20 protein-coding genes are annotated in these 25,299 nt (G+C 64.6%); 9 read left to right on the top strand and 11 right to left on the bottom strand.

Annotated elements, in window-relative coordinates; all coding sequences use genetic code 11:
• Positions 1-62 precede the first annotated feature (62 nt).
• Genes BLV94_RS29685 through BLV94_RS29665 form a run of 5 tightly spaced genes read right to left on the bottom strand, consistent with a single transcriptional unit; the run spans position 63 to position 5,763 of the window.
• Positions 63-1,247, bottom strand: a complete 1,185-nt coding sequence (locus tag BLV94_RS29685) for an acyl-CoA dehydrogenase family protein (RefSeq protein ID WP_143051433.1) — start codon at positions 1,245-1,247, stop codon at positions 63-65.
• A complete protein-coding gene (gene phaZ, locus BLV94_RS29680; protein ID WP_072947225.1) occupies positions 1,244-2,077 on the bottom strand; it encodes a poly(3-hydroxyalkanoate) depolymerase in 834 nt (277 codons plus the stop codon). The genes BLV94_RS29685 and phaZ overlap by 4 nt, the downstream gene beginning before the upstream one ends.
• Entirely contained in the window at positions 2,074-2,526 is a 453-nt protein-coding gene (locus BLV94_RS29675) for a MaoC family dehydratase (protein ID WP_072947226.1), read from the bottom strand. The genes phaZ and BLV94_RS29675 overlap by 4 nt, the downstream gene beginning before the upstream one ends.
• Positions 2,527-2,545: 19 nt before the next feature.
• On the bottom strand, positions 2,546-4,249 hold the full coding sequence (locus BLV94_RS29670; protein ID WP_072947227.1) for a PHA/PHB synthase family protein: 1,704 nt from the start codon (positions 4,247-4,249) through the stop codon (positions 2,546-2,548).
• 2 nt (positions 4,250-4,251) lie between these two features.
• Complete coding sequence (locus BLV94_RS29665) at positions 4,252-5,763, bottom strand: long-chain-fatty-acid--CoA ligase (RefSeq protein WP_072947228.1); 1,512 nt, start codon at positions 5,761-5,763, stop codon at positions 4,252-4,254.
• 145 nt (positions 5,764-5,908) lie between these two features.
• Between BLV94_RS29665 and BLV94_RS29660 the strand changes: the two genes are divergently transcribed.
• Entirely contained in the window at positions 5,909-7,090 is a 1,182-nt protein-coding gene (locus BLV94_RS29660) for a PucR family transcriptional regulator (RefSeq protein WP_072947302.1), read from the top strand.
• A gap of 172 nt (positions 7,091-7,262) precedes the next feature.
• Here BLV94_RS29660 and BLV94_RS29655 read toward each other — a convergent pair whose 3' ends face one another.
• The 6 genes from BLV94_RS29655 to BLV94_RS29630 all read right to left on the bottom strand — a co-directional run bounded on the left by BLV94_RS29655 (position 7,263) and on the right by BLV94_RS29630 (position 14,570).
• Positions 7,263-8,039 (bottom strand): SDR family NAD(P)-dependent oxidoreductase, encoded by a 777-nt coding sequence (locus tag BLV94_RS29655; protein ID WP_167372191.1) that lies wholly within the window; start codon positions 8,037-8,039, stop codon positions 7,263-7,265.
• Positions 8,040-8,144: 105 nt separating this feature from the next.
• A complete protein-coding gene (locus BLV94_RS29650; RefSeq protein WP_072947229.1) occupies positions 8,145-9,722 on the bottom strand; it encodes an APC family permease in 1,578 nt (525 codons plus the stop codon).
• A gap of 46 nt (positions 9,723-9,768) precedes the next feature.
• A complete protein-coding gene (locus tag BLV94_RS29645) occupies positions 9,769-11,079 on the bottom strand; it encodes an MFS transporter (RefSeq protein ID WP_072947230.1) in 1,311 nt (436 codons plus the stop codon).
• 119 nt (positions 11,080-11,198) lie between these two features.
• Positions 11,199-11,951 (bottom strand): SDR family oxidoreductase, encoded by a 753-nt coding sequence (locus tag BLV94_RS29640; protein ID WP_072947231.1) that lies wholly within the window; start codon positions 11,949-11,951, stop codon positions 11,199-11,201.
• Entirely contained in the window at positions 11,944-13,620 is a 1,677-nt protein-coding gene (locus tag BLV94_RS29635) for an NADH:flavin oxidoreductase (RefSeq protein ID WP_072947232.1), read from the bottom strand. The genes BLV94_RS29640 and BLV94_RS29635 overlap by 8 nt, the downstream gene beginning before the upstream one ends.
• 5 nt (positions 13,621-13,625) lie before the next feature.
• Entirely contained in the window at positions 13,626-14,570 is a 945-nt protein-coding gene (locus tag BLV94_RS29630) for a dihydrodipicolinate synthase family protein (protein ID WP_072947233.1), read from the bottom strand.
• 585 nt (positions 14,571-15,155) lie between these two features.
• Here BLV94_RS29630 and BLV94_RS29625 point away from each other — a divergent pair.
• The 8 genes from BLV94_RS29625 to BLV94_RS29590 all read left to right on the top strand — a co-directional run bounded on the left by BLV94_RS29625 (position 15,156) and on the right by BLV94_RS29590 (position 25,298).
• Positions 15,156-16,634 (top strand): aldehyde dehydrogenase family protein, encoded by a 1,479-nt coding sequence (locus BLV94_RS29625; RefSeq protein WP_072947234.1) that lies wholly within the window; start codon positions 15,156-15,158, stop codon positions 16,632-16,634.
• A 166-nt stretch (positions 16,635-16,800) separates the two neighbouring features.
• Positions 16,801-18,132, top strand: coding sequence for a flavin monoamine oxidase family protein (locus tag BLV94_RS29620; protein WP_072947235.1), 1,332 nt, complete (start codon positions 16,801-16,803; stop codon positions 18,130-18,132).
• 197 nt (positions 18,133-18,329) lie between these two features.
• Complete coding sequence (locus tag BLV94_RS29615; RefSeq protein ID WP_072947236.1) at positions 18,330-19,865, top strand: APC family permease; 1,536 nt, start codon at positions 18,330-18,332, stop codon at positions 19,863-19,865.
• Positions 19,866-20,046: 181 nt separating this feature from the next.
• Positions 20,047-20,961: a LysR family transcriptional regulator gene (locus tag BLV94_RS29610; RefSeq protein WP_083395706.1), complete on the top strand. Its 915-nt coding sequence runs from the start codon at positions 20,047-20,049 to the stop codon at positions 20,959-20,961.
• 181 nt (positions 20,962-21,142) lie between these two features.
• On the top strand, positions 21,143-22,291 hold the full coding sequence (locus tag BLV94_RS29605) for a PucR family transcriptional regulator (RefSeq protein ID WP_072947238.1): 1,149 nt from the start codon (positions 21,143-21,145) through the stop codon (positions 22,289-22,291).
• 200 nt (positions 22,292-22,491) lie between these two features.
• Positions 22,492-23,043: a VOC family protein gene (locus BLV94_RS29600; protein WP_072947239.1), complete on the top strand. Its 552-nt coding sequence runs from the start codon at positions 22,492-22,494 to the stop codon at positions 23,041-23,043.
• Between the two features lie 118 nt (positions 23,044-23,161).
• On the top strand, positions 23,162-24,364 hold the full coding sequence (locus tag BLV94_RS29595; RefSeq protein ID WP_072947240.1) for an aromatic ring-hydroxylating oxygenase subunit alpha: 1,203 nt from the start codon (positions 23,162-23,164) through the stop codon (positions 24,362-24,364).
• The gene (locus tag BLV94_RS29590) at positions 24,354-25,298 is read left to right on the top strand and encodes a PDR/VanB family oxidoreductase (RefSeq protein WP_072947241.1); all 945 of its coding nucleotides are present in this window, start codon (positions 24,354-24,356) and stop codon (positions 25,296-25,298) included. The genes BLV94_RS29595 and BLV94_RS29590 overlap by 11 nt, the downstream gene beginning before the upstream one ends.
• Position 25,299 lies beyond the last annotated feature (1 nt).

Genomic DNA, 25,299 nt, shown 5'->3' with positions numbered 1-25,299 from the left:
CGTGGGCCGGGTTCTCGCTCGGCGCAGATTTGCGGGGACGGTGTCGCGGGCGCACGCGGGCGTCATACGAAGGCGCTGTGTCCGGTCAACGACCGTCCGACGATCAGGGTGTTCATCTCCCTGGTGCCCTCGTAGGAGTAGATCGCTTCCGCGTCGGCGACGAATCGGCCTACGTTGTGTTCCAGTAGTATTCCGTTGCCGCCCATCAACTCCCGCGCCCATCCGACAGTTTCACGCATTCGGACTGTACAGAATGCCTTGGCGAGCGATGAGTGCCGGTCTTCGGCGTGCCCCTGATCCTGCAACTGGGACAGCCGTGCACACAGGGCCAAGGACGAGGTGATGTTTCCGAGCATCCGCACCAGCAGGTCCTGCACGAGCTGGAAGCCGCCGATCGGCCGGCCGAACTGTTCACGAGCGCAGGCATATCTCAGCGCGTTCTCGTATGCGCCGCGCGCGCATCCGACCGCCATCCAGGCCACGCCCGCGCGTGTCAGTCGGAGCACCTCGGCGGTGTCCTTGAATGTGTTCGCGCCTTGTAGGCGGTTGTGCTCCGGAACCCGCACGTTGTCGAGCGTGATGAGCGCGTTCTGCACGATCCGGAGGGCGATCTTGTGCTCCTGCTTGTCCGCCGTGAATCCGGGCGAGGAGTTCTCGACGACAAATCCCTTCACCTGGCCGTCGGCGACATCCTTGGCCCAGATGACCGTGAGATCGCCGAACGTCGCGTTGCCGATCCATTTCTTCTGCCCGTTCAGGGTCCAGGTGTCACCGTCGCGTTCGGCGGTCGTGGTGAGCCCGCCCGACGCACCGGAGCCGACGTCGGGTTCGGTCAGCCCGAAGGATCCGATCTTCTCGTACCGTGCCATCGAGGGGAGGAAGCGTTCGCGTTGTTCGTCCGAACCGCACAGGTATATCGATCCCATGGCGAGGCCGCCATGCACGCCGTTGAAGGTGGCTATCGAGGAATCCGTGCGGGCCAGCTCCATCGCAATCATCCCGTCGAGCAGGTAACTCCGTCCGGCACAGCCATGGCCCTGGTAGGGCACGCCGGCGATGCCGAGTTTCCGGAGTCCGGGCACGATCTCGAACGGGAAGGTCCCGGCATTCCAATGTGTGTTGATGATCGGGTCGACCTCGGTGGTCATGAAATCGCGCACGGAGTGCAGCATTGCGCGCTCAGAGTCGGAGAGCATCTGTTCGAATGCATAGAAATCCGATGTGTCGATGTTCGGACTGGGGCTCATGGGCTTACTCCTGGGTCGTGAAGGAAGGTGGTGATCACCGGCGCGAGTTCGGTGGCATTGGTGACCAGGTCGATGTGTCCGCCGGAGTGCAGATGGATGGTTGAATGTGGCAACAGCTGATTCATGATGCGGGCGTTGACCACGGGCACGATCGGGTCGTCGGTGCCCGCGACGAGGAGGGTCTGCTGCCTGATCGCGGGCAGCAGGGGCAGGCTCGTCCACACCGCTCCGGCGAGCAGTTGATGGAAGTAGCCGATCTTCGATCCGGCGTGCAGCTGCTGGAGGAAGAGCCCGGCAACGTCGTCGCCCTGCCGGCGCGTGGTGCCGCCGTACAGGTCGCCGGCAATCGAGGCCGCGTAGGCCGGGTCGCGGAACCTGCGCGGTGTCAGCATCTTGGCCAGCACCCGAGGGTTGCCGGGAACCATCACTGCGCCGGTGCCGGTCGCGGCCAAGACCAGTCGCCGGCACCGGCGCGGATTCTGGACGGCGAACTGCTGTGCCAGCGCCCCACCCCAGGACAACCCGAGCACGTCGACGACGCCGAGGTCGAGTTTGGTCAGCACCCGCCCCAGCATCCAGGCCAGGTAGGCAAACCCGTAGGGGGCAACGGACGCGGGGGATCCGCCGGTGCCGGGAACGTCGAACCGAATCACGGTGATCTCTGGATCCAGCTGCGCCACCAACGGATCGAGCACCTCGTAGCTGGCCCCGATTCCGTTGCACAAGACCAGCGGCACACGTCGGGTGCCGGCGGATCCGGGCCGGATGCTGACGCGGATCCGCTGACCGGCGGTCGCGACGAATCTCTCGGCCTCGATGTCCGCGTTCATCGGTACAGCACCACGACATCGGCGATGCAGGCCGGGCGTTCGGTGCCGTCGACCTCGTAGATCAGTCCGAAGACGACCTCGACGCCGGCGGGCTTGTGCTGGGCCGACGTGACGGTCACCGTTGCCCGGAGTTTGGCACCGACCGGCACCGGCGCCGGGAACCGCACCCTGTTCAGCCCGTAGTTCAGCGCGGCCTGCACGTTGTCGATGGTCAGAACGTCGGCGAGCACTCGCGGGGCCAGCGAGAGCGTCAGGTAGCCGTGCGCGATCGTCCCCGTGAACGGCCCCCGGGCGGCGCGTTCGGGGTCGGTGTGGATCCATTGATGGTCGCCGGTCGCGTCGGCGAAGAGGTTCACCTGGTCCTGGCCGAGTTCGTACCACGCGGTGGTTCCGAGGGTCTGTCCGGTCAGGTCGAGCAAGTCCGCCGGGTTGGCGATATGTGTGGTCATCGTCGTCTCTCAGGTGGTGTCAGTTCTGGTGCACGTAGGTGCCGGGCGCTGGGGCGAGGGGTGCATAGCCCGGGCCGCCCAGGGTTTGCGGTGCGTCGACTTCGGGGCCGCTGCGGTCGGCCAGCCAGCTGATGTAGTCCGGCCACCACGAGTCGGTGGCCTGCTCGGCCGTGTGCACCCAGTCTTCGGCCGTGTCCTGATCGACTTGGCCGATCCGGAACGACGCCCTGGGGTTGCCCGGCGGGTTGACCAGTGCCGCGATGTGGCCGCTCGATGACAGGACGAACCGATTGTCCTTGCTGCCGAGCAGCCGGGCACTGCGGTAGCAGGCCTGCCACGGGGAGATGTGATCGGCGACACCGCCGATGACGTACGAGTCCGCGGTGATCTTCGACAGGTCGACCGGAGTTCCCAGCATGCTCACCGCCCCGGGGATGGTCAGCGCGTTGCGTAATCCCATCAGCACCAGGTCGCGGTGCAGCGCGGCCGCCATCCGGGTGGTGTCCGCATTCCAGAACAGCACGTCGAAGGCCGCGGGCGAGCGGCCCTGCACGTAGTTGTTCACCCAGTACCGCCACACCAGATCCGTCGGTCGCAGCCACGCGAACACCTCGGCCATCGCCCGTCCGTCGAGGTACCCCTTGGACCTCGACGCCCGGATGGCGGCCTGCGCTGCGCGCTCGCTCATTGCGGCCGACGCGAAGCCGGCCCTGTTCTGGTCGAGCACCGTGACGGCGAGCGTGAGTCCGGCGATCCGATCACCCTCACCGATCTCAGCGAGATGGGCCGCGGTCATGGCGGCGAGGATGCCACCCGAGCAGGTCGCCAGTAGGTGCGCGCTGGCGGTCCCGGCGATCTTCTGCACCGCATCGAGCGCCTCGACGATCGCCGCGCCGTACGTATCGACATCCCAGTCGCGATGCCGAGCTTGGGGATTGCGCCACGAGATCGTGAAGACCTGCTGGCCCTGCTGCAGGAAGTACTCGATCATGCTGCGACCGGGAGCGATGTCCATGATGTAGTACTTGTTGATCACGGGCGGGATCAACAGCAGCGGGATCGAGCGCACCTTCGGTGTCTGCGGTGCGTAATGGATCAGTTCGAACGCCCGGGTCTGCAACACCACAGCCCCCTTGGTGGTGGCGACGGTCTCGCCGACGGCGAACGCGTCGGGATCCACCATCGCCGGAATTCTGGGCTGGGACAGCATGTCACGGGCGAAGGCCTTCAATCCGCGCACGGCGCTCAGCCCGCCGGTGTCGATCATTGCTTTCCAACCGACCGGGCTGATCAGGGGGTTGTTGGTCGGCGCCAACCCCTCGACGATGTTGTCGAGAACGAACCGCATCTTCTCCGCGTCGCGCCAATCCAACTGGGCATCGTCGAACAGCTTGTCGGCCGTCTCCGCTGCTGCCAGGTACGCCTGCATGGTTCGCTTGAGCAGGGGATTGCCCTGCCATGCCGGATCGACGAAGCGTTTGTCACCCCTCGCGGGGGCACGTTCGCAGGTCCCGACGGCAATCGTGCCCAGTTCGCGGGCCAGGGTAGTGCCGCGACGAGCGAGTGTGCGCTGCCGTTTGGTGAGATTGACCGCCGACCGGGCCCAGGCCCCATTCGGGAGCATTCGGCCGAAAAATCCTCGGGTGGAGCTGGTCAGCAGCAGGTCCAACGGCGCGGCGAGCTCGTCGGGGCTCGTGGTCGGGCTCTTGGTCGGGTTCGTCATGACTACTTGGTGCTTTCGGTTGTAGGAACGGTTACCTCGCGGCGGAGGATCTTGCCGGTCGCTCCCTTCGGGAGACTGTCGACGATCCACACGCGGCGCGGGTACTTGTAGGCGGCGACTCGCTGCTTCACGAAGTCGCGCAGTTCGGTGGGATCGACCCGCGCGCCGTCCTCGAGGACGACCGCAGCGCCGATCTCCTCGCCGAGTGAGTCGTGCGGAAGACCGATGACCGCGGCCTCGACCACCACCGGATGCTCGTAGAGCACCTCCTCGACCTCCCGGGGGTAGACATTGAAACCACCGCGGATGATCAGGTCCTTCTTGCGGTCGACGATGTAGAAACAGCCGTCTTCGTCGACCTTGCCGACGTCACCGGTCGAGAACCAGCCATCGACCGAGAGTGCCGACGCCGTCGCGTCCGGCAGGTTCCAGTACCCCTTCATCACGTTGTGGCCCCGGATCTGGATCTCGCCGAGCTCGCCCTGCGGGACCTCGTGGCCCACCAGGTCGACGATCCGCATCTCGACACCCTCGACCGGGGTACCGATCGATCCGGGCTTGCGCTCGCGGTGCAGGTGGTTGAAGGACGCTACCGGGGAGGTCTCGGACAGCCCGTAGCCCTCGAGGATCGTGGCACCGAACATCTTCTCGAAGTCGGTGAGTACCTGAACCGGCAGGGAGGCGCCGCCGGATACGCAGACGCGGAGGGACGCCGTCGCCGAGGAAGGAATCCCCCTCGCCTCACCGAGCAGCGCCGAGTACATCGTCGGCACGCCCTCGAACACCGTGACTGCGTCGCGTTCGATCACGTCGAGGGCCGTGTGCGGGTCGAATCTGGGGATCAGTGTGAGCGTCGCCCCCGCCGACACCGAGGTGTTCAGCCCGCAGGTCAGTCCGAAGACGTGAAAGAGCGGCAGACACCCCATCACTACGTCGTCGGGCCCCAGTTCGATCAGGGTGCGCGCGGCGACGTCCTGGTTGCGGTCGAGGCCGCCGTGGGTGAGTTCGGCCCCCTTCGGCTTGCCGGTCGTCCCCGACGTGTGCAGGACGACGGCGGTGTCTGTACCGGCACGGTCGACCGGACTCACTTGTTCGGGTAGATCCGCCGTCAGCCTCACCAGATCGGCATCGTCGACCAGCCAGCATTTCGCTCCGGCCGCCGCGGCGGCCGCGGTGGCCTCCGCAGCGAAGGCCGGTGTCGCGAAAAGAGCTGTCGCACCCGTGTTGGAAAGGTAGAACTCGATCTCGCGGGACTTGAGCAACGGGTTCATGGGCACCGCGATGGCACCGCTGCGCAGGATGCCGTAGAAGGCCAGCGCGAACGCCGGCGTATTGGGCAACATCAACCCGACCCGATCGCCGGCCGCGATTTCTTCGCGGTCGAGGAAGGTCGCGACTCGCGCGGCCGCCGCGTCGAACTCGGTGAAGGTAAATTCCTGATCGCCGCAGCGAAGCGCGATCTTGTCCGGGTATTTTCGCGCTGAGGCAACAAGATTCAAACTCATATTGGACAAGAGGACCTCCGGTGACTGTTGGCGTTTTGCCGTTGATTCAAGGGTGACTCCTGGCGCCGCCTCAGTCGATGGCCGCGGGAACAACGTCCATCGGCCGCCGGTGTGTGCGCTCACAACCGGCGTCGATTCGGCCTATCGTGTCGGTATGGAGGGACGACCAGATCCACCCATCGTCGAACTCGCCGACGCGATGCTGGCCCGTGCCGACGAGTTCGGTGCCGCGCTGGCCGCGGTCATCCGTCGCGACATCGACTACTACCGGTCGAACACCCTCGTGAGCACCGACGAGATCCAGCGCAGCTGCAGCGCGAACATGACCTTCGTCTTTCGTGCGCTGGCCGGAGACACCGATATGGACGTCTCCGCAGCGGAAGCGACCGGGACCTCCCGGGCGCTGGCCGGCGTCCCGTTGCCGGCGGTGATGGCGGCGTACCGGGTCGGCTTCCGCTTCATGTGGGAGAAGACGGTCACGGAGGCGAGAAGTAGCGGGGTGCCGCTCGCCGCGATCCTGAACGCCACCTCGCAGATCCTCATCGCCCAGGACATGTTCACCCAGGCGATGACCGACGCGTACCGGCACCAACAAACGATTCAGGTCCTCAACCACGAGGAGGAACGTTCGGCGCTCGTGGAAGCGTTGTTGTTCCGCCGCATCACCGACATACAGAGTCTGTGGGAGACAGCCGACCTCTTGCGGTTGCCGACAGCTGGCCCGTATGTCGTTGTGGCAGCGCAGGTTCCCGCCATCGGCAAACTCGGTCTCCCGGAAATCGCAAGCAAGCTCGACGTCCGTGACATCCGCTCAGCATGGCGACTGCTACCCGACCTCCAGGTCGGCATCGTCTTCCTCCGCCGCCCCGACATCCTCCACGAGCTGATCGACGTCCTCGACACCGTTGCCACCTCGCGCGTCGGCATCAGCCCACAATTCGACGACCTCAACGAGACCAGCGAAGCACTTCGACTCGCCCGGATAGCCACCGGCGAGAGACCGTCCGGCGACTCCTTGATCACGGTCTTCGACGGGTCTGCGCTCGCGTTCGCCGCCGTCAGTGCACCCGAGGCCATGAAACGGATCGGGAAGTCCGTGCTCGGACCGATCGATGACCTGCCACCCGAGGAGCGCAAGATTCTGGTGGACACCTTCGCGGCGTGGCTCGATACAGGTGGTTCAGCGAACGAGACCGCTGCGAAGATCTACTGCCATCCGAATACCGTCCGGCATCGACTCCACCGCATCGAGGAGTGGACCGGTAAATCGCTGTCGCGGCCAAGAGATGTCGCCGAACTCTGCCTGGCATTCGAGATCGACCGACTACTGCCCTGAAGGCACCGCGTTCAGCGCAGGCGCGATTGCAAGGCCGACGAACGACTCTTCCGTAAAGCTCTCGACCAGGCAGTGCCTGGCTCCTCGGGTGCTGGTCACCGACAAGCTCGCCAGTTACGGGATGGCGCATTACTCGGCGTCCTGATCGCCAACGTCTTCGCGTCCTGTCTTCTCAGAGCATTGGCTGGCGGGTCAGGGTGCCGCCATCGACCGTGATGGTCTGCCCCGTGATGTAACTAGCATCGTCGGAGACGAGGAAGGCCACCACTGACGCGATCTCCGACGGCGTACCCAGTCGGCGCATCGGTACGTACCGCGCGATGACCTCATCGGATAGATCGGCGACCAGCGGATCAACCATCGGTGTTCGTATGCAGCCGGGCGCAACGCAGTTGACCCTGATGTTTTCATCGGCCCACTCAATGGCGCTGGTCTGAGTCAGCGATATCAGTCCGGCTTTCGACGCGTTGTAGGGCGCAAAGTTGGCCTCCGCCGCCAGCCCGTTGACCGAGGCGATGTTGACGATCGATCCGCCGCCGGTGGACCGCATGGCACGGGCCGCCGCAGCAGAAGTGAGTGCCGCACCACGCAAGTTGTTGTGCAAAGTGGCGTCCCATCCCTGGGCCGTCATGTCGACCATCGCGATCGACTCATAGATGCCGGCGTTATTGACGAGATAGTCGACCCCGCCGAATAGATCGAGGCACCGATCGACAATGCTGTTACCCACATCTGGATCCGCCAGATCCGCAGCCATTCCGGCAACTTGACCGCTGTGCTGACTCAGCTCCGCGGCCACCGCATTGGCCTGGGCTGCATTGCGTGAGCAGATCAGCACACGATAACCCCGTCGTGCAAATAGCTTTGCGCAGGCGTAACCGATCCCCTTGGTACCTCCGGTGATAATGACGCGGCGGTCCACACCGGCTTCCGAGTTGTTCACAGTCACTTCCCTTTCCTCGCTCAGATGAAGTTGGCCGACCGCCGGCACAGGCCGCGTTGGTAGCTGCCCGCGCCGTGCTTCTCGCGTGTGGGCCCCTTTTCGTACACCGGATCAGTCGTCGTGGTCGGTGAATGCCTTTACCGGCCGCACGCTCGGTTCCTGGCTCTGCCGAATAGTGCACAACCCAGCGTTATTGGCTACCTCCTCGTGGACGGTCCCAGCACCCCTGGTCACGCGCATCTCGAGCTCGAGGGCGAGAGCGTCCGCGCCCTCGGGCATGGCAGGAGCCGGGAGTCGCCAGACCAATGGAAGCTTGTCCTGGACGACGCGTCGATAGACATAGAGCACGACCGAGAACAGCAAGATACCCACTGCCAGCAGAGATTCCCTTGCGCCGCCGTAGCCCAGAAGCTCGGGATTGAGGACGCCGATCACGGTGATGAACACGTTGAACACCACCAGGACGGCCACGACCGGAATCCACGCGTTACTCCGCCGAATCGGCCGCGGCCAGTTCGGGCGATCTTTGCGTAGCAGGATGAAGGCCGCCAAACCCAGGATGATCGCCAGCAGGTAGCCGAGATTGCTCGCCAGCAGGATGCTCACCGGATGCCCCACCAGGACCATGACGGTCGCGTTGAGGAGCACGTCCAGGGTCAGGGATCGGCCGGGCACACCCCACCGGTTGACCCAGTCGAGTTGCTTGATGGTCATCCCTTCCTGGGCAAGGCCGAACAGCGCGCGGCCCCCGTCGGCGGTAGTGGAGATCATCCCCACCAGCAGCGAGAAGGCGATCACGAGGGTTCCGATCCACGACGCTCCGCCGAACGCGTGGTCGAACGCCACCGCGACATAGGTCACCGGGTTGTCGCGAATCGTTCCCTCACCAAGGCCGCCGGCCAGGGCCAGCGGCACTACGACGAACAGCACGATCATGAACAGCGAAATTCGCGTCATGGCTTTGGAAGTGTCGCGGGATGTGTCCTTGTATTCGGGTGCGAAAGACGCAACGATCTCGCCTGTGTACACCGCCCACGCGGTCACGTAGAGCACGACGACCACGGTTTTCCAGTCTCCGTCAACCGACCACGACAAGTTGGCCGTCGACCAATGGATCGACGGGCTGACCAGGCACGCCACCGACACCACGGCTAGACCTGCGATCACGAGCAGGCCGAGCACCTTGTTGACCGTGGCACCGAATTTCAAGCCGAAGTAGTTGAATGCCCAGGCGAACAGCATGGCACCGAGAGCGAAGACGTGCTCGAGCCCGAGGTGATTGCCAAGGACGTCGATGTCGAGTGTGTTTCCTTCAAACCACGTCGCCTCGATCAGTTCGCCGAACACGACCGAAGCCATGGAGATTGTCAGAGACCAACCGATCCAGTACCCGAACGCGGCGATGGCACCGATCGGGGCGAAGTACTTCTTCCAGCCCTCGATTGCGTAGCGCGCTACGCCCCCGGAGTCGCGCGGAAACATCGATGCCATCTCCGCGAACACCCGACACTGGAGATAGCTGACAACTGCACCAACGAACCAGACCGTGATTGCAACCCAGGCGCCGACGACCCCCAGAAGATAGCCGAATGTCACGAACAACCCAGTAGGTAGGGCAAGCGCAAGGGCCATTCCGTCGCGCCAGGTCAGTGTCTTGGCGAGTCTATGTTGGTCAACACTGTCGCTCATCGTGGTGCTCCTCGTAGTTGGTCAGTACATGCTGGCGACGTGGTGTTCACTCTCCGGCGAAGGTGCCGCTGCGGCGGCGGGCTGCAATGTAGAGGACCACGCTGATGACCGACAGAACGGCGGTGTAGACGGGGAAGGCCCACAACAAGTTGCGGCTCTGCAACCAGACAATCAGGTAGGACGCGGTGCCACCGAAGGCGGCGACGGCGATGCCGTAGCCGAGCCCGGTGCCGGTTGCCCGGCAGTACTTGGGCATCAGCGACGTGGACACGACGTTGTAGAGCGTCATGTTCGCTGCCAGCAGTACGCCACCCAGCAGCAGGACCACGGTGAAGGTGCTCAGACCGTCGCCGGCGTACAGCAACATCAGGAAGATGCCGGGGACGACCGCGAGGCGAGTGACAACGAACGCCCGGGACAGGCGCACCCGGTCGGCGATCCGGCCGGTGATGATCGATCCGACCAGCATGATTACGCCGAGGATGCTGGTTACGGCGAAGATCGTGGTCGGATTCTCGCCGTAGGTGCCGCGGGCCAGGCTGGGCAGACCGACGTTCCACGCGTAGTTGTAGGCCTGCGCGGCGCCGACGACAAAGATGATCGCGGCTAGGCCGAGCCAGTGCCGTCGGACGCCCTCCCAGGTGCCCGACGTGCGTTCGGCCTTCTCCTCCTCCGACAGTGTCTCGGGCAGCGCACGCCGCAGGTAGAGCACGAAAAAGCTCATCGCAGCACCGACCAGCATCGGGACCCGCCAGCCCCACGTCGACATGGCGTCGCCGCCGATGGTGTAGCTGGTCGCGAAGCTGACCACGGAGGCGAGCAGGATGCCGAAGTTCTGGAAGAAGCTGATGTAACCGGCCGCCCTACCCTCGTGTCCGGCCGGCATCAATTCCACGGCGTACGCCGTGGACAGCGGTGCCTCGATGCCGGTGGACAGGCCCTGGAGCAGCCGGCATGCCAGCAGTAGGATCCCGGCCCAGACGCCGATCGAGTCGTAGGACGGCAGCAGCGCGATGCCGAGGGTGGTGGCCGCCATGATGCCGACCGACCAGAGCATCACCCGGCGACGGCCGATACGGTCGGCGACATTGCCGAGCAGGACTCCGCCCAGCGGCCGGACGCAGAACCCGACCGCGAATACGGCCAGCGCGTCGAGGGTGGACGACACAGGGTCTTGCGACGGGAAGAACTGCGGCCCGATGAACGCGGCGAGGAGGCCGAAGATCATCCAGTCGTACCACTCGAGGGTGTTGCCGAGGCCGAGGCCCAGCATCGCCCTGCGGGTGGACGGTGGGGATGCGTTTCCGCGTTGCGTCGCCGACTCGACGGTCGCCGTGGGGTCCTGGGTGCCGGTCATGACGAATTCTCCGGGGATGTCGGGAGGACCCGTTTTGGGTGCCTCGGTGGAGCGCTGCGTGGACGGTTGGTGGCGCCAATCGCTTTGCAAGGTTCAAAGCGACTGCGCACCTATGTCATTCAGATCGACTGAGCGCCGTCGACGACCAACGTCACGCCTCGCATGAACTCGGCCGCCGGTGAGGCCAGGAAGCCGACCGCCTGTGCGATGTCGTTTGGCGTCGCCAGCCTGCCTGCCGGGATGCCGGATCGATAGGACGTCAGGTCGCCGACGACCTGTCGGTCCTTCGGGACACCGAGCTCCTCCCATTGACGGCGCTGCATCTCGGTGTCACAGGAACCGGGAGCGACAGCGTTGACGCGGATTCCGTCAGCTGCGAGTTCGAGTGCGAGGCATTCGACCATCATTTTGGTGGCGGCCTTGGTGGCGCAGTAGGCGCCGAGGTCGAGGCGGGGCTTGTGCGCACAGTTCGAGGTGATCGCGATCAGTGATCCACCCCCTTCGGCGCGCATCTGGGAGATGTGGGGGCGGAAGGTGTTGAGCACCCCCAAGGTGTTGATCTGAAAGTGGTTGACGAGGTTGTCGACCGGGTCGCTCGCCAACCGGCCGGATACGCACCTTCCTGCATTGGCGACCACCGTGGTGGGCGGCCCGCCCAATGCAGCTGTCAACGCCACGGCGGCCTGCTCCATAGCCGCGGCGTTGCTCACGTCGCACTCGGCGAAAGCGACTCGGTCCTTCAGTCGCGCCGAGGGCGCCTGCCGGTCGATTACGGCGACAGCAGCTCCATCTGACAGGAGTTTCTCGACGATGGCCTCGCCGATGCCTTGGCTGCCGCCGGTGACGATGCATCGCATCGGGTGATTAGTCATCACTGTTTTCCTTCCACGCTTGGGTGAATGCATCGCGCACGGCAGCGGCCAACTCACCCGGCTGTGCCGCGTCGCCGATCTTGATGGTGCGAGCCCCCGGAATGCGGGTCGGCTCCTTCCTCCGGGGGTTGCGCAGGTCGTAGAGCAATATGTGGTGGAGCCGGTCGCTTTTCATCAGCCGCTTCGGCAGGGGTACGCGGGACAGGACTCGGATGAGGATGCGGACGAGGGGACCGAGGTTGCCCACGTACGTGGCGCCTCTGGCGTCAGCGACGACGTCGACGTTCGTACGCCATTCGGGCGGTGGTTCCCGCTCCCCTTCCGGGGCGATGTGAACCCCGGCCTCGACGGCCTCCCTCCACAGTCCGTCGAAGTAGCGGCGCATCCGCTGTCGATCCGGTCGGTAGCCGTTGAAGGTGGGTGCTGCCGCCGCCTTCCAGGTGCGGTCCCGCGCGATGACGTACACCTCGTGTCCCGCTCGAGCCGATTCCACTGCGTAGGTCAGGCCGGCCGGCCCGGCACCGAACACGAGTCGGCGCTGCGCAACGGTTCGAGTGGCGGGCCGGTCGGTGGTCGTCACGGTGGGGTTCACCGCGCAGGCGAGCTGTTGACCCGATCGCATGGTCCGCACACAGTGATTGCACGCCAGGCACTCTCGCACTTGCAGGTGTTGCTGCGTCTTGCGCGCCCAGTGCGGATCGGCGATCTGGCCGCGCCCCACCGCGACGAAATCCGCCCACCCCTGTGCGAGAGCGTCCTCGGCCACAGCCGGGGCATTCACCCGCCCAACCGCGATGACGGGCAGGCGCGTGCGCGCCTTGACCGCCCTGGCCGCGTCGAGGAATACGCCGTCCTCGTACGGCATCGGCGGAATCATGATCTCGGGATCGACGGACTTGTAGTGCCCGCCGGTCACCGAGACGGCGGAGACGCCGGCGTTCTCGAGGTAGGGAAGGAACGCGAGCGAGTCGTCCACGGTTTGTCCGGCGGAGTAGTAGTCCTGACCGCTGAGGCGATAGCTCAGGGGAATTCCGACAGCTTCGACGATGCGGCGCACCAACGACGCGAGGAAGTCGTACCGGGCCGCAGCGTTCGGCAGCACCTGGTTCTCGTCGGCGCTGATCAACTGCGCCAGAAGGTATCCGTGGGCGCCGTGAAGCTCGATCATGTCGAACCCCGCCTCCTCAGCCCGTCTGGCCGCGGCGACGTGATCCACCACGAGCTGCTCCAGAGAATCCTCGTCGAAGAGCTCGGGAAAGTTCACGAAGCGTGCCGTCTCGAATACCGGAACCGGCCCCGCAGTCGAGGCCAGGGGGCGGCCGCCGAGTTCCGTCGGCAGCGCCCTCGCTCCGCCGTGGCCCAGTTGGATGCCGGCCCGAGCCCCCTGCTCGTGGATGGCCGCGACGAGGGAGCGCAACCCGGGTATGTACTCGTCCGAGTCGATGCCCAGCTCGCGCCCTCGGTGCCGACCACGACGCTGCGGCGAGGCCATCTCCACGATCACAAGACCACAGCCACCCCTGGCCCGTTCCTGGTAGTAACTCACGAGCTCCGGCGTGACCTCTCCGGAGGGGGTGGCCAGGCGAGTGGTCATGCTGGGCAACACGACCCGGTTGCGCATCTCGACGCCGCCGATCGCGCTCGGACTGAAGAGGTGGGCGTAGGACATGAGCGTTACACGAGCCCAGCGGCGACGCAGGCGGCCTCGAGAGTGGCGAGCTCAGTGTCGTCGACCTCCACCAAGGGGCGCCGCACATACGTGGCGTCGCTCGGGATTCGCCCCAAGATGCCCAGGGCCGCCTTCATCCGATTGTGCTGGTCGAAGAAGGGATCGGCGTAGCAGGCAACGGCAAGGGGGTAGATGCGATCCCAGGCCTTTCGCGCCCCGGTCAGGTCGCCGGCCTGCATTGCGGCGAGGAGTTCACTCTGCAGATCCGCGACGATACTGCCGTGACCGCTCAGCACCCCGTCGCTGCCCACCAGAAGGGATGCAAAGAGGGCGCGGCTGAAGCTGCTCAAGACCGAGACGTGGGGCGCGTCGGCCTTGATCGCCCGCCAGGTGTCCTCGTACTCGACGATGTCGTAGGACCATTCCTTGATGGCCGCCACGGTCGGGATGGTCTGACAGATTTCCAGGGTGGTCTCGAGCGGCAGCGTGAGAGGGTTGCCGACCGGATACTTGAAGATGATCAGGGGCACGTCCACAGCTTCAGCGACCGCTTCGTAGTGGGAACGCTGCGATTCCGAGCGCTGCTGCGACCCGCCGGCGAAGACTCCCGAGGGGAAGACCAAGAGCGCCTTCGCTCCAGAGTCGACCGAACGTCGTGCCTCGGCCGCGGCTCGGGCACTGCCGTCGTCGTAGACGCCGGCGACCACGCCGACGGATTCCGGAACGACGGAGACGGCGTGCTCGATCATGCGTTGGCGTTCGTCGGTGGTCAGGGTCGCGACCTCCGAGGCGTGGGCGGTGGTGGTGATCCATTCAACTCCTGGTATTGCCGCAAGCCACCGGAGATGGGTGGTGAGTGCGTCCCAGTGAATCGCTCCTCCCCTCGACATTGGAGTGAGGTGGGCTGGAATGAGACCACGAACTGACGAGACCGAGTCGCTCTGGACCATGATGTCCCCTTTCTGATGCGGTTAGAAGAAAGGTAGGAACGAGCGTGTGGACGAACAAGGGACAGTCCTGCACGCCGATATGCATTTGTGCAGAAATTGCAGGTCAGATGAATTCCTGGTCCGCGCCTCCGCGTTTGCGGTCAGAGACAAGTAGGGCCCGCTCCTCGACCTCCAGATCTGCGCGAGAGCCTTCTGCGCCCCGAAACGGTCGATTTATACAGTGCCGCTGAGTTATTCGCGATATCTCGAACTCGGCGTCATTCGTCGCGCGGGAGAAAGCGCCCAAAACGACCTCGGCAACGCCCTTTTCGTGGGCAGCGATCCATCGGCAGTCGCGGCTTCTCCAAATTCCTCGGAGAAGACGTATCAAGCGCCACCGAGTGTGGGCATGCACAGACAGTTCATCCTTGACTGTGCACACGCATATGTTGCCACCTGAAATTAGTGATTAAGTTCATTGTCACTCGATCCAGCCGGACGGATCACCTTACCCATCGGAACGGTCGGCCAGCGCTCACTCCGCATCCGACGAGCGAGGTGCGACCGACGATGCCCCCGAAATTCCCCCACGATGGAGACAACGACATGACCACCGCCCCCTCTCCCGCACCCCCTCAGCTCGACACTTCGGTTGCCCGAGTCGATCTGTCGGATCAGACGTTCAAGCAGCTGATCGATGGGCAATTAGTCGAAGGAGCGACTAGTCAGCCGGTCCGCGACCCGGCAACTGGCGAGGTCATCGCGACGGCGCCGGTCGCTGATGAGAAGCAGGCCGATGATGCATACCTGGGTGCGGCCCGCGCATTCGGAGAGTGGCAGAACACCACGGTGGAGGAGCGGTCACGAATCCTGCACCAGCTCGCGCAGCGCATCGAGGCGCGGCGGGAGGAGATCTCGCGGATCATCACATTGGAAACAGGCAAACCGGCTGCCTCGGCCGACGGTGATGTCGACTCGGCCCTCATCTGGATGCGCCACATCGCCGACCTGCGCCTCGACCCCGAAGTGGTGCGTGACGACGAGGACTCGAGGATCGAGATCCACCGCAAGCCCATCGGCGTCGTGCTCGGGATCATCCCGTGGAACTTCCCCTTTTTCCAGACCATCTACAAGGTGGCGCCGGCATTGCTCGCAGGCAACACGATCGTGATCAAACCCGCACCAACCACACCGCTCAACGCGATGCTGATCGGTGAGATGCTCCAGGATCTGGTTCCGGCCGGAGTGGTCAACGTGGTGGGCGACGGCGGCGACCTGGGCCCCTACCTGACCGCCCACAAGAAGGTCGACAAGATCTCCTTCACCGGTTCCACCGTCGCAGGCCGCAAGGTGATGGCCAGCAGCGCCGAGACTCTCAAACGAGTTGTCTTGGAGTTGGGCGGGAATGACGGAGCCGTCGTGCTCGACGACGCAGACGTATCGAAGGTCGCCAAAGGCATCTTCGAGTGGGCATTCTGGAACTCCGGTCAGGTTTGCATCAACATCAAGCGGATCTTCGTGCACGCTTCGCAATACGACGAGTTCTGCGATGAGTTCGCCAGGTTGGCCACCGACGCCAAGGTCGGTCACGGACTCGACCCGGACACCGAATACGGTCCGGTGCAGAACCCCAAGCAGTTGGAGGCTGCCAAGAAGGCACTCGAGATCGCAGCGCGTGATGGAAAGATCATCGCCGGCGGCGACGTGTTCGACGGCCCCGGCTATTTCGTGCAGCTCACCGTCGTCCGCGACATCGATCACGCCAGTCCACTCGTCGCCGAGGAAACCTTCGCGCCTGTCCGCGCCATCGTGAAGTACGACGACCTCGACGAGGTGATCGAGCAGGTCAATGGGACCGAATATGGCCTGGGCAATTCGGTGTGGGGCACCGACGTGGAGCGCGCCACCAGGGTCGCGCAGCGCCTCGAGAGTGGCACGGTCTGGGTGAATACGCATTGTGCCGTCCTGCCTGACGTTCCCTTCGGCGGACGCAAGCAATCGGGTCTCGGCGTTGAGTTCGGCATGGAAGGGCTCCTGGAATTCACCGACACCAGCGTCCTTCACATCGTCAAGAAGAGCGACTGAAGCTTCGCAAGAGAGGGATCGGAAAGAGGAGCGCTTATTCGAGCCGAGCGACCGTGGAGACAACCGGAGGACAGTAGCCCCAATTCCGGGGACTTTACTTCGTTCCGAAGGTGACCGAATCAAATTGTCACCGACAAATAATTCTTGACTATCAGTGGATGAGGACATGGGAAACAATCAGTCATGTGATGTTGTGATCATTGGAGCCGGCTTCGCCGGCATCACCGCTTCTCGGGAACTCAGTCGCCGGGGGTACGACGTGGTCGTGCTCGAAGGCAGGGATCGCATTGGCGGCAGAACCTGGTACAAGGACGACGCTCTGCCGGGGCACTCGTTGGAGTTGGGAGGTACGTGGGTTCATTGGTTCCAGCCACATGCGTTCGCGGAAATCTCGCGCTACAACCTCGAGCTTGTCGAAACCATCGGAGTGTCCGCGCCTGAGATCGCGGCCACGGTGACCGGAGGCCTGCGGAAGAGCGTTCCCTACGAGGAGGCCTCGGCGGCTATCGAGTCCCTCATGGAGATGGTCGTTCAGGACGCTCGGGAGGTTCTCGAGCGACCGTTCGAGCCCTTTTACCATCAGGATGCGCTGGAGGTCGTCGACAAGTTGTCGATCCAAGATCGGATCGACGGACTCGACCTGACTCCAGAAGAGAAGGACCTGGCCAATGGCTTGTGGACAGCCATGGGCTCCGCTCCCTGTGGAGACGTCGGTCTGGTTGCTGCGCTGCGTTGGTATGCGCTGAGCGGATTCGATATCAATGCAGTATTCGATACGGTTGGGCGCTACAAACTCAAGAACGGAACACGCTCTCTGATCCAGGCCATAGCCGACGATTCCTCAGCCGAAATTCGGCTGAGCACCCCCGTTGCCGCGGTGGAACAATCGGATGACGGTGTGGTCGTGACCACCCGGCAAGGGGATACCTTGCGGGCTCAGTACGTGGTCGTCGCGGCACCATTGAATACCTTCGGTGCCATTGATTTCAGTCCCGCACTGTCCGCCGCAAAACAAGCGGGGATTTCTGAGGGCCAGCCCGGCCGTGGTTCGAAAGCGTGGGTGCACGTTCGAGGGGACTTGCCCAAGCCGTTCTTCGCTGTTGCTCCGGAGAACCATTTGATCAACTATGTCGTCACGGACAAGGTTCTCGATGACGGCCAGTTGCTGATCGCATTCGGCCCCGAAGGGGCTGATCTGAACGCCAGTGACGTTGACCAGGTCAGTGCAGAACTCCAGAAGCTATTCGGGGATCTGGAAGTCGTCGCCACCACGGGACATGACTGGGCAAGCGACGAGTTTTCGCGCGGCACCTGGTGCATGTTCCGACCGGGCCAGACAACGAGGTTGCTCGCGGAGCTGCAGAAGCCCGAGGGCAGGGTCTTCTTCGCTGGTTCGGATCTCGCGAATGGATGGAACGGGTTCATCGATGGCGCGATCGAATCCGGAATCCGGGCTGATCGAGAGATTCATGCACGGATCTCCGGGAATCCCAGCTGAGCCCGGTCACAGGTTGCACCCCCTTCGCGCAACTCGGATGCACGCGAATTCCGGGGTGAAGACCTAGACATGCAGGGCCGGGACGCTCGCCGCGGCCTGGCGTCCCGGCCTGCCGTCCACACAGATCACCAGAAGGTGCCGATCCCGACGATCGCGTCGACCTAGCTCGGGGGGACAATAAAAACGAAGGACGAGACATGACCGAAAACAGCATGGGCGATCGAAGACTCGCCAAGAAGCTCACCTGGCGCGATGGCATGGCCATGGCGCTGACCCTGCCAGTTGGGTTGTTCGTGACCTTCGGCTACCTACTCGGCGTAGTCGGTGCGTGGACCGCAATTACGATCTGGTTCATCGGAGCGGTGATCAGCTTCCTGCAATGCCAAGTCTTTGCGGAGATGGCGGCAATGTTCCCCCGCGACTCCGGAGGGGTCGCACGCTACGCAATCGAGGGCTGGAAGAAATACTTCGCCCCACTGGGAGCTATCGCCGCATTCGGCTACTGGCTCGGTTGGTCACTGTCCATCTCCATGGCCTCCGTGGTCTTCGGCGAATTGATCGAGGCGACCTGGTTTCAGGACAACACTGTCGCCTTCAGCATCTTCGGCAACCAACTCGGGCTCGAACACCTCTTCGCCCTCGGTGCCATGCTGTTCGCCTGGGCCTTCAACTACTTCGGCTTGAAATTCGGTGCCACGGTCAACAAGGTGCTCGGATTGCTGGTCGTCGCAGGTCTAGCCGTAATAACGGTGGCGTGCCTGGTCAGCCCGTCGATCCATTGGTCGACGGCCAACCTGTCGTGGTCGGTGGCCGGCGACTGGCGAACTGTCGCCGTCGTGTTCTACGTGACCGCGTGGACGATCTACGCGGGCGAGATCGTTGCGTCTTTCGCACCCGAGTACAAGGACACCGCCCGCGACACTTCCAAGGCCATGTCGCGAATTTCGTTGTTCATGATCGTGTTGTTCGTCGTCGTCCCGACCGCTCTCGCGGGTGGTCTTGGCGAGGGCGTGGTCCGGGACAACCCGGTGAACTATGTCGCGGTGGCGTTCGACCACGCATTCGGTGGCGCGGCCTGGATCGGAACGATCGTGATCGCTTCGGCCCTGCTGATCTCCATCATCTCCACTACCGCCGACGGGGGCCGCGCGCTGTTCGGCCTTGCCCAGGAAGGGATGACCATCAAGCAACTCGACTGGGTCAACCGGTGGGGTGTGCCCGGCCGATCCCTGACGCTGGACGTGCTCCTCAACGCGACCGTCATGGTCCTGGTGGGGCATCCGGTGAGCATCCTGCTGGCGAGCAATCTCGGCTACCTGCTGGCGATCATCCTGGGTTTGGCGGCCTTCATCCTGCTACGCAAAGATCGCCCGAACTGGCCGCGGCCGATTCGGCGGAGTAACGCGTGGATTCCGGTCGTGGCCGTCCTGGTGGTGTTCAACGTATTCATCACCGTGATCGGCGTCCTCAATCCCGAGCTTCTGGGCTACGGCGGCGCCCGGGAGTCCCTCGTCGCGGTGGCCGTCCTGCTGTTCTCGGTCGTGCTCTATGCGTATCGACGTGTTGTTCAAGACAAACTTCCAATGCTCTGGCGGCTCCCCGCTCCGGCGATGCCCCAGGGTGCCGACGCGCTCGCCCTCGAGCACGAGATGAAGCAGATGCGTTCCTCTCCTACCCGCTCGACGAACCGTGACCCGATGACGCCAACCGAACTCGAGAAGGGACGTCTGTGAGGATCCTGCGCGGACGATGACCGACCGGCAGGTTCCGGGCCGATACCGCGCTGGCCACGATTCCAGCCTCGGCATCGGGCGTGAGGTCACCAGTAGCTCGTAGAGGACGGTGCCCTCGCCATCGGGGTAGGCCCCGGTGGCGAGGGCACGCATCGAAGTGAAATCGACATTGAGGGACCGGATGAGAGTGGATGCGGAAGACGTGAAGTACTTCCACGTCGTAGCCGAAGCCAAGACCCTGGTCCGCGCCAGCCAGGAGCTGGGGGTTGACTACACAACCGTCAGCCGCCGAATCGGTCGGCTGGAAAAAGCGCTCGGAACCCGGCTGTTCAGCCGGAGTGGAACTGGCTGGAAGCTGACACCCACGGGCGAAGGTCTCCTGCCGGCAGCGCGCATGGTTTCCCTCGGTGTCGATGTGTTCGCGGACGGCGACCCGATCGTGTCGGGTCCGGAGGAATGGACCATCCTCGCTCCGGACGGGTTCGCCGCGGCCGTCCTGGCACCGCGCTGCGGACGCTTGATCGCCGAGAGCGGGGTCATCCTGCGTATCGTGACGGCCGATTCCCTGGCGAGCCGGGACGGGGTGTCCTTCGACGCGGCGGTGGTCCGCACCAAACCCACATCTACCCGGGTCAAAGTCCAAGAACTCGTTGCCTACGAGATCGGGCTCTACGCCACCGAGGACTACCTGCACACACACCCCACGATCGGACAGATCGAGGATCTGCAACAGCACGTCCTGTGCTGGTACGCGGAGGACCCTCTCGCAGCCGTGCCCGACTTCGCGGCTCTCAGACCGATGCTGCCCAACATCATTCGGTTACAGTCCAACAATCTCCTGGTACACGAGGAAGCCGCACTGGCCGGTGTGGGGATTGCCGTCATGCCCACCTACATCGCACGTAGACGCCCGTCCCTGGTCCGAGTTCTCCCCGAGGACGTCACATTTACCGGGCACTACTGGACAGTCCTGCCGGCCGCTCAGCTCCGTTGGGAAATCACCCGGAAGGTCCTGCAATTCCTTCGCGATGCCGTCGTCGACTCCGGTCTCGCCCCGTCCCCGGAAGAACAGCCACGTCGAGCGAACGAGAAGTAGACTCCGTCATGCGCGGCGCTGAGCCACTTGTGCATGGGATTGCACGCTCCACCGCCCCTGATCCCGGCAACAGGCTCGCCGGTTGGGCGAACATCGGCAGCTCGTGGAGCGCATTTACTTCCGGATCCGCGGCGACATCGACTCAGGTGACCCACGTGGCCCAGTGCGTAGGATGCACGGTATGACGTCGGCCGACCCTGAACTCGCCGACCACCGGATCCTGGCCGACACACTGACCGCCGAACGGCCACTGCATGCACTGGTGAACGCGCTACACGGGATCTCGGCCGCGCCGGTGGCCGTGATCGACCTACGCGGTGGCGTATTGGTCAGTGTGCCTGCGCGGACCGAGTGGCCGGCCGAAGAACTGGTCGCTGCCTCACCCCCGACCGGGGACGTGGTCGCCGACTGCGTGCTCCGGCCGGTGGAGCTGGAAGGCGAGCCGGTCGCCGTGCTGTGCGCGCGAGGACAGGACGTGCCCCCGGCGCTGTTCTCGTTCGCCGCGACGCTGGCCGGTATCGAACTGTCGCGCCGCCACGCCGTCTTGAGCGGACGACGGGAGCTACTCGGCCAGATCCTCGAGGACGTCATCGCCGGTCAGTCCAGCGAACAGGAGACCGCACGGCGGCTCGGCGAGCACGGCCTGGACGCCGGCAAAGCGCACGAGGTCGTCATCGGTTCGGTGGCCTGTCCGCCTCGGCGGCTCCGCTCCTACCCGTGGAACCTGCACACTCTACTGAGCCAGCAACACGACCCGCACCTGCGAGCAATCGTGGACGACCGCGTCGTCCTGGTCGTCCCGGAGGGAGCCGGACTGTTCGTGGCGCGGCTGTGCCACGACCACCTTTCCAGCCTGGGGTCGGATGCCCGTGTGGGGGTCAGCAAAGCGCGCGTCGGAGTACGTGGACTGCGGTTGGGCTACTTCGAGGCGCGTAACGCCCTCGCCGAGGGCTACGGTGTGCACGTGCACCGGATCCAGGACCTGGCTACAGCGCTGCTGATCGCCGGCATCGAAGCCGGTCTGCCACTGCGCGATCTGGCGGCCGAGGCACTGGCCCCGCTCCTCGAGTACGACCAGAAGCACGGCACCGCACTGGTGGACACACTCCGCCGTTACCTGGCCGAGGACGGAGCACCGGCGGCAACCGCCACGGCACTGTTCGTGCACCGCAACACCTTACGCAACCGGCTCCGACTGATCGAGGAGCTCACCGGCCGTGACATCGATTCGCCGAGCAGCCGCACCCATTTCTGGCTGGCCACGACCTGCTGGGAGCTAGGCTCCACCGCAGATCTGTCGTCACTTCTCGACGGGCGGGGACCACAATGACAGGCAGTGTCGGGATCACCTCGGACACCGTACTTTTCGTGGGCGGCGACACATCCGGCGGCCGGGCGTTCTACGCCCTGGCCATGGACCACGGGCGTGGCAGTGACGGCCCTGGGCAGCGTATCTCGTTCGTATCGGCTGGTGATGTACCCGTGCCACCGCAGGGATGTTGGGTACCCTGCTTCGGTACCGACGACCACGTGGCCGCCGGTCGCCGAGCACTCGACCTCGGGGCACGTCCGGCCGGCACCGTTCCCGTCGACGGCCGGGACCAACCCGTGTACTCCGCGCCCGACGGGGCGCTGTTCGGGCTGACCGACGTTCCCGGTTCCCGACCGCACAGTCAGCGGCTGGGAGACGTGGCCTTCGTCGACTTGTACACGCCGCTGGCCGAAGAGGCAGCAACCTACTACGCCCAGACGCTGTCCTGTCATTTGATCGACGAGCCGGCGCCCAGCCCGGGCAACTACCGCCTACTGGTGTCTGCGGATCGACCCGTGGCCGGTGTTGTGGACATGTTGGACGTCCTGCCTTCTGCCGTTCCGCCACACTGGATCCCGTTCCTACGGGTCCTCGATCTGGAAGCGGAGGTCGCACGCCTGAGCGACCTCGGTGCACGAGTCCGGGTGCCGGCCACCGACTCTGCGATGGGCCCGTTCGCCGTGCTCGTCGACCCGTTCGGGGTTGCCTTCGGGCTGCAGACCCCGGTCTCCGACGAACTCCTGAGGACATACGCCACCATCCGGAGATAACTGTGACCGTGCACAGAACGTGCGGCGCGAACTGTGCACGAGAATATGTTGACGGTCCGAAATAGTGATTAAGTTCATTGTCATCCATTCCAGCTCCCCCAATGATGGAGACGATGACATGACCACCGCCCTCCCGCCCGCACCCCTCACCGCTGATGCGCTGGATTGTGTGCTCCAGGAACACCTCTCCGACGCACGAACGCTTCCGGCGGAGGCCTACCTTTCACCCGAGGTCCTCGACTGGGAACGCAAGCACCTCTTGGAAGCTGCGTGGGTCTGCGTGGGGCGCAGCAACGACGTCGGCAAGCCCGGCGACCAGCGCGCCGTGCGGGTCGGGACCCAGGGCATCCTCCTGACCCGCGACGGTTCCGGCACCCTTCACGCCTTCTACAACGCGTGCCGACACCGGGGACACGAACTGTTGGCGGTGGACTCGTGCACCAACAAGCGTCTGGTGCAGTGCCCCTACCACTCGTGGGTCTACGAACTGGACGGCGAACTCCGCTCCGCGACGCGGTTCACCGGCACGGACAACTTCGCAACGGACGAGTGGCCCCTCATCGGGTTGCGCGCAGTCGAGTGGTTCGGCTGGATCTTCGTCAACGCCTCCGACGATGCCCCCGACTTCGGTGAGTGGGTAGGCAATCTGACCGATGTCGTCGCCCCCTGGGATCCCACGGACATGGTCGTCGGCGAGTCTCACAGCTATACGCTCCAGACCAACTGGAAATTGGTGATCGAGAATTACCTCGAGTGCTACCACTGCCCCTCGATCCACCCTGAGCTCTGCCGGGTCAGCCCGCCGGAGACCGCAATGGGTCTGCGGCACACCGGCATGTGGCTGGGTGGACCATTGGAACTGCGCGATGACGCGGAAACCATGAGCCTCGACGGCCGCAGCGGCGGGGAACGCATCGCCGGGATCAGCGACGAGCAGGCCCGTCGGACGATCTACTTCATGCTTGCACCCAACCTGCTACTGACCCTGCAGCCGGACTACGTAATGACCCACCGCCTGGTGCCGCTGTCTCCCGGTGAGACGTTCGTGGAGTGCTCCTGGCTCTTCCCACGGGAGGTGGCCGAACGCCCCGGCTTCGACCCCTCGTACGCCGCAGGGTTCTGGGACATCACCAATCGGCAGGACTTCGCAGCCTGCGAGTCCGTGTACCAGGGGCTGTTGGGCAACGGCTACCGGCCCGGGCCATTCGACGCGCGTGAGGACGGCGTCCGCGCCTTCCAGGCCCAGCTTGCTTCCGCATACCTCACCGGGCGCTGGGACATCGCGCAAACCATCACCTTCGGCGGCCGTGATGACCAGTGACGCCGAGTTTTCGCTCCAGGTCACCGCCGTCGCATCACCGGCATCGGGTGTGCGACAGGTGCGCTTGGAGCGTCACGACCGAACCGTGCTGCCCGAGTGGGAGCCCGGCGCACACATCGACGTGATGCTGCCGAACGGAGTTGTGCGCCAGTACTCGCTGTGCGGCGACCCGCAGGACCCGTCGGTCTACGAGATCGCGGTGCTGCGCGCGCCGCAGAGCCGCGGCGGCTCCGAATACGTGCACACCCGCTTGCGCGTCGGCGACGTCATCCCCGTGCGGGGGCCGCGGAACAACTTCGCCTTCGCTGCCCGGCGCCGGGCCCTGTTCATCGCCGGCGGAATCGGGATCACCCCGATTCTCGCAATGATCAGACGAGCTGAGCGCGAAGGCATCGATTGGACACTCGTCTACGGCGGGCGATCCCGTGACACGATGGCGTTCGCCGACGAACTCGAGCGCTACGGCGACGGCGTGCAGCTGGTGCCCGAGGACGAGTTCGGGCTGGTGAACCTGCCCGGGCTGCTCGGCACACCGCTGCCGGACACCGAGGTCTACTGCTGCGGTCCCACCGGCCTGCTCGACGCCGTGCAGGCGCTGTGCAAGCCGTGGCCCGCCGGATCGCTCCACCTGGAACGGTTCTCGGGCACAGTCACCGACGGTCCGAACGATGCATTCACCGTGGTCGCCGAACGCAGTGGTGTGGCCTGCTCGGTGGTGCCGGGCCAGTCGATCGTGGAAGCACTGGCCGACGCCGGAATCATCGTCCCGACCTCCTGCGGAGAGGGCCTGTGCGGCACCTGCGAGACCAAGGTCCTCGACGGGGTGCCCGACCACCGCGACCTACTCCTCGGCGACGACGAGCGGGAGGCGGGCACGTCGATGATGATCTGCGTGTCCCGCGCCAAAGGCGAACGGCTGGTCCTCGACCTGTAGC

Source organism: Rhodococcus koreensis, assembly GCF_900105905.1.
In the GTDB taxonomy this organism is placed as follows: Bacteria; Actinomycetota; Actinomycetes; order Mycobacteriales; family Mycobacteriaceae; genus Rhodococcus_F; species Rhodococcus_F koreensis.
Note: the sequence above shows the minus strand (reverse complement) of the source record. Positions and strands in the feature narration are given on the sequence as shown.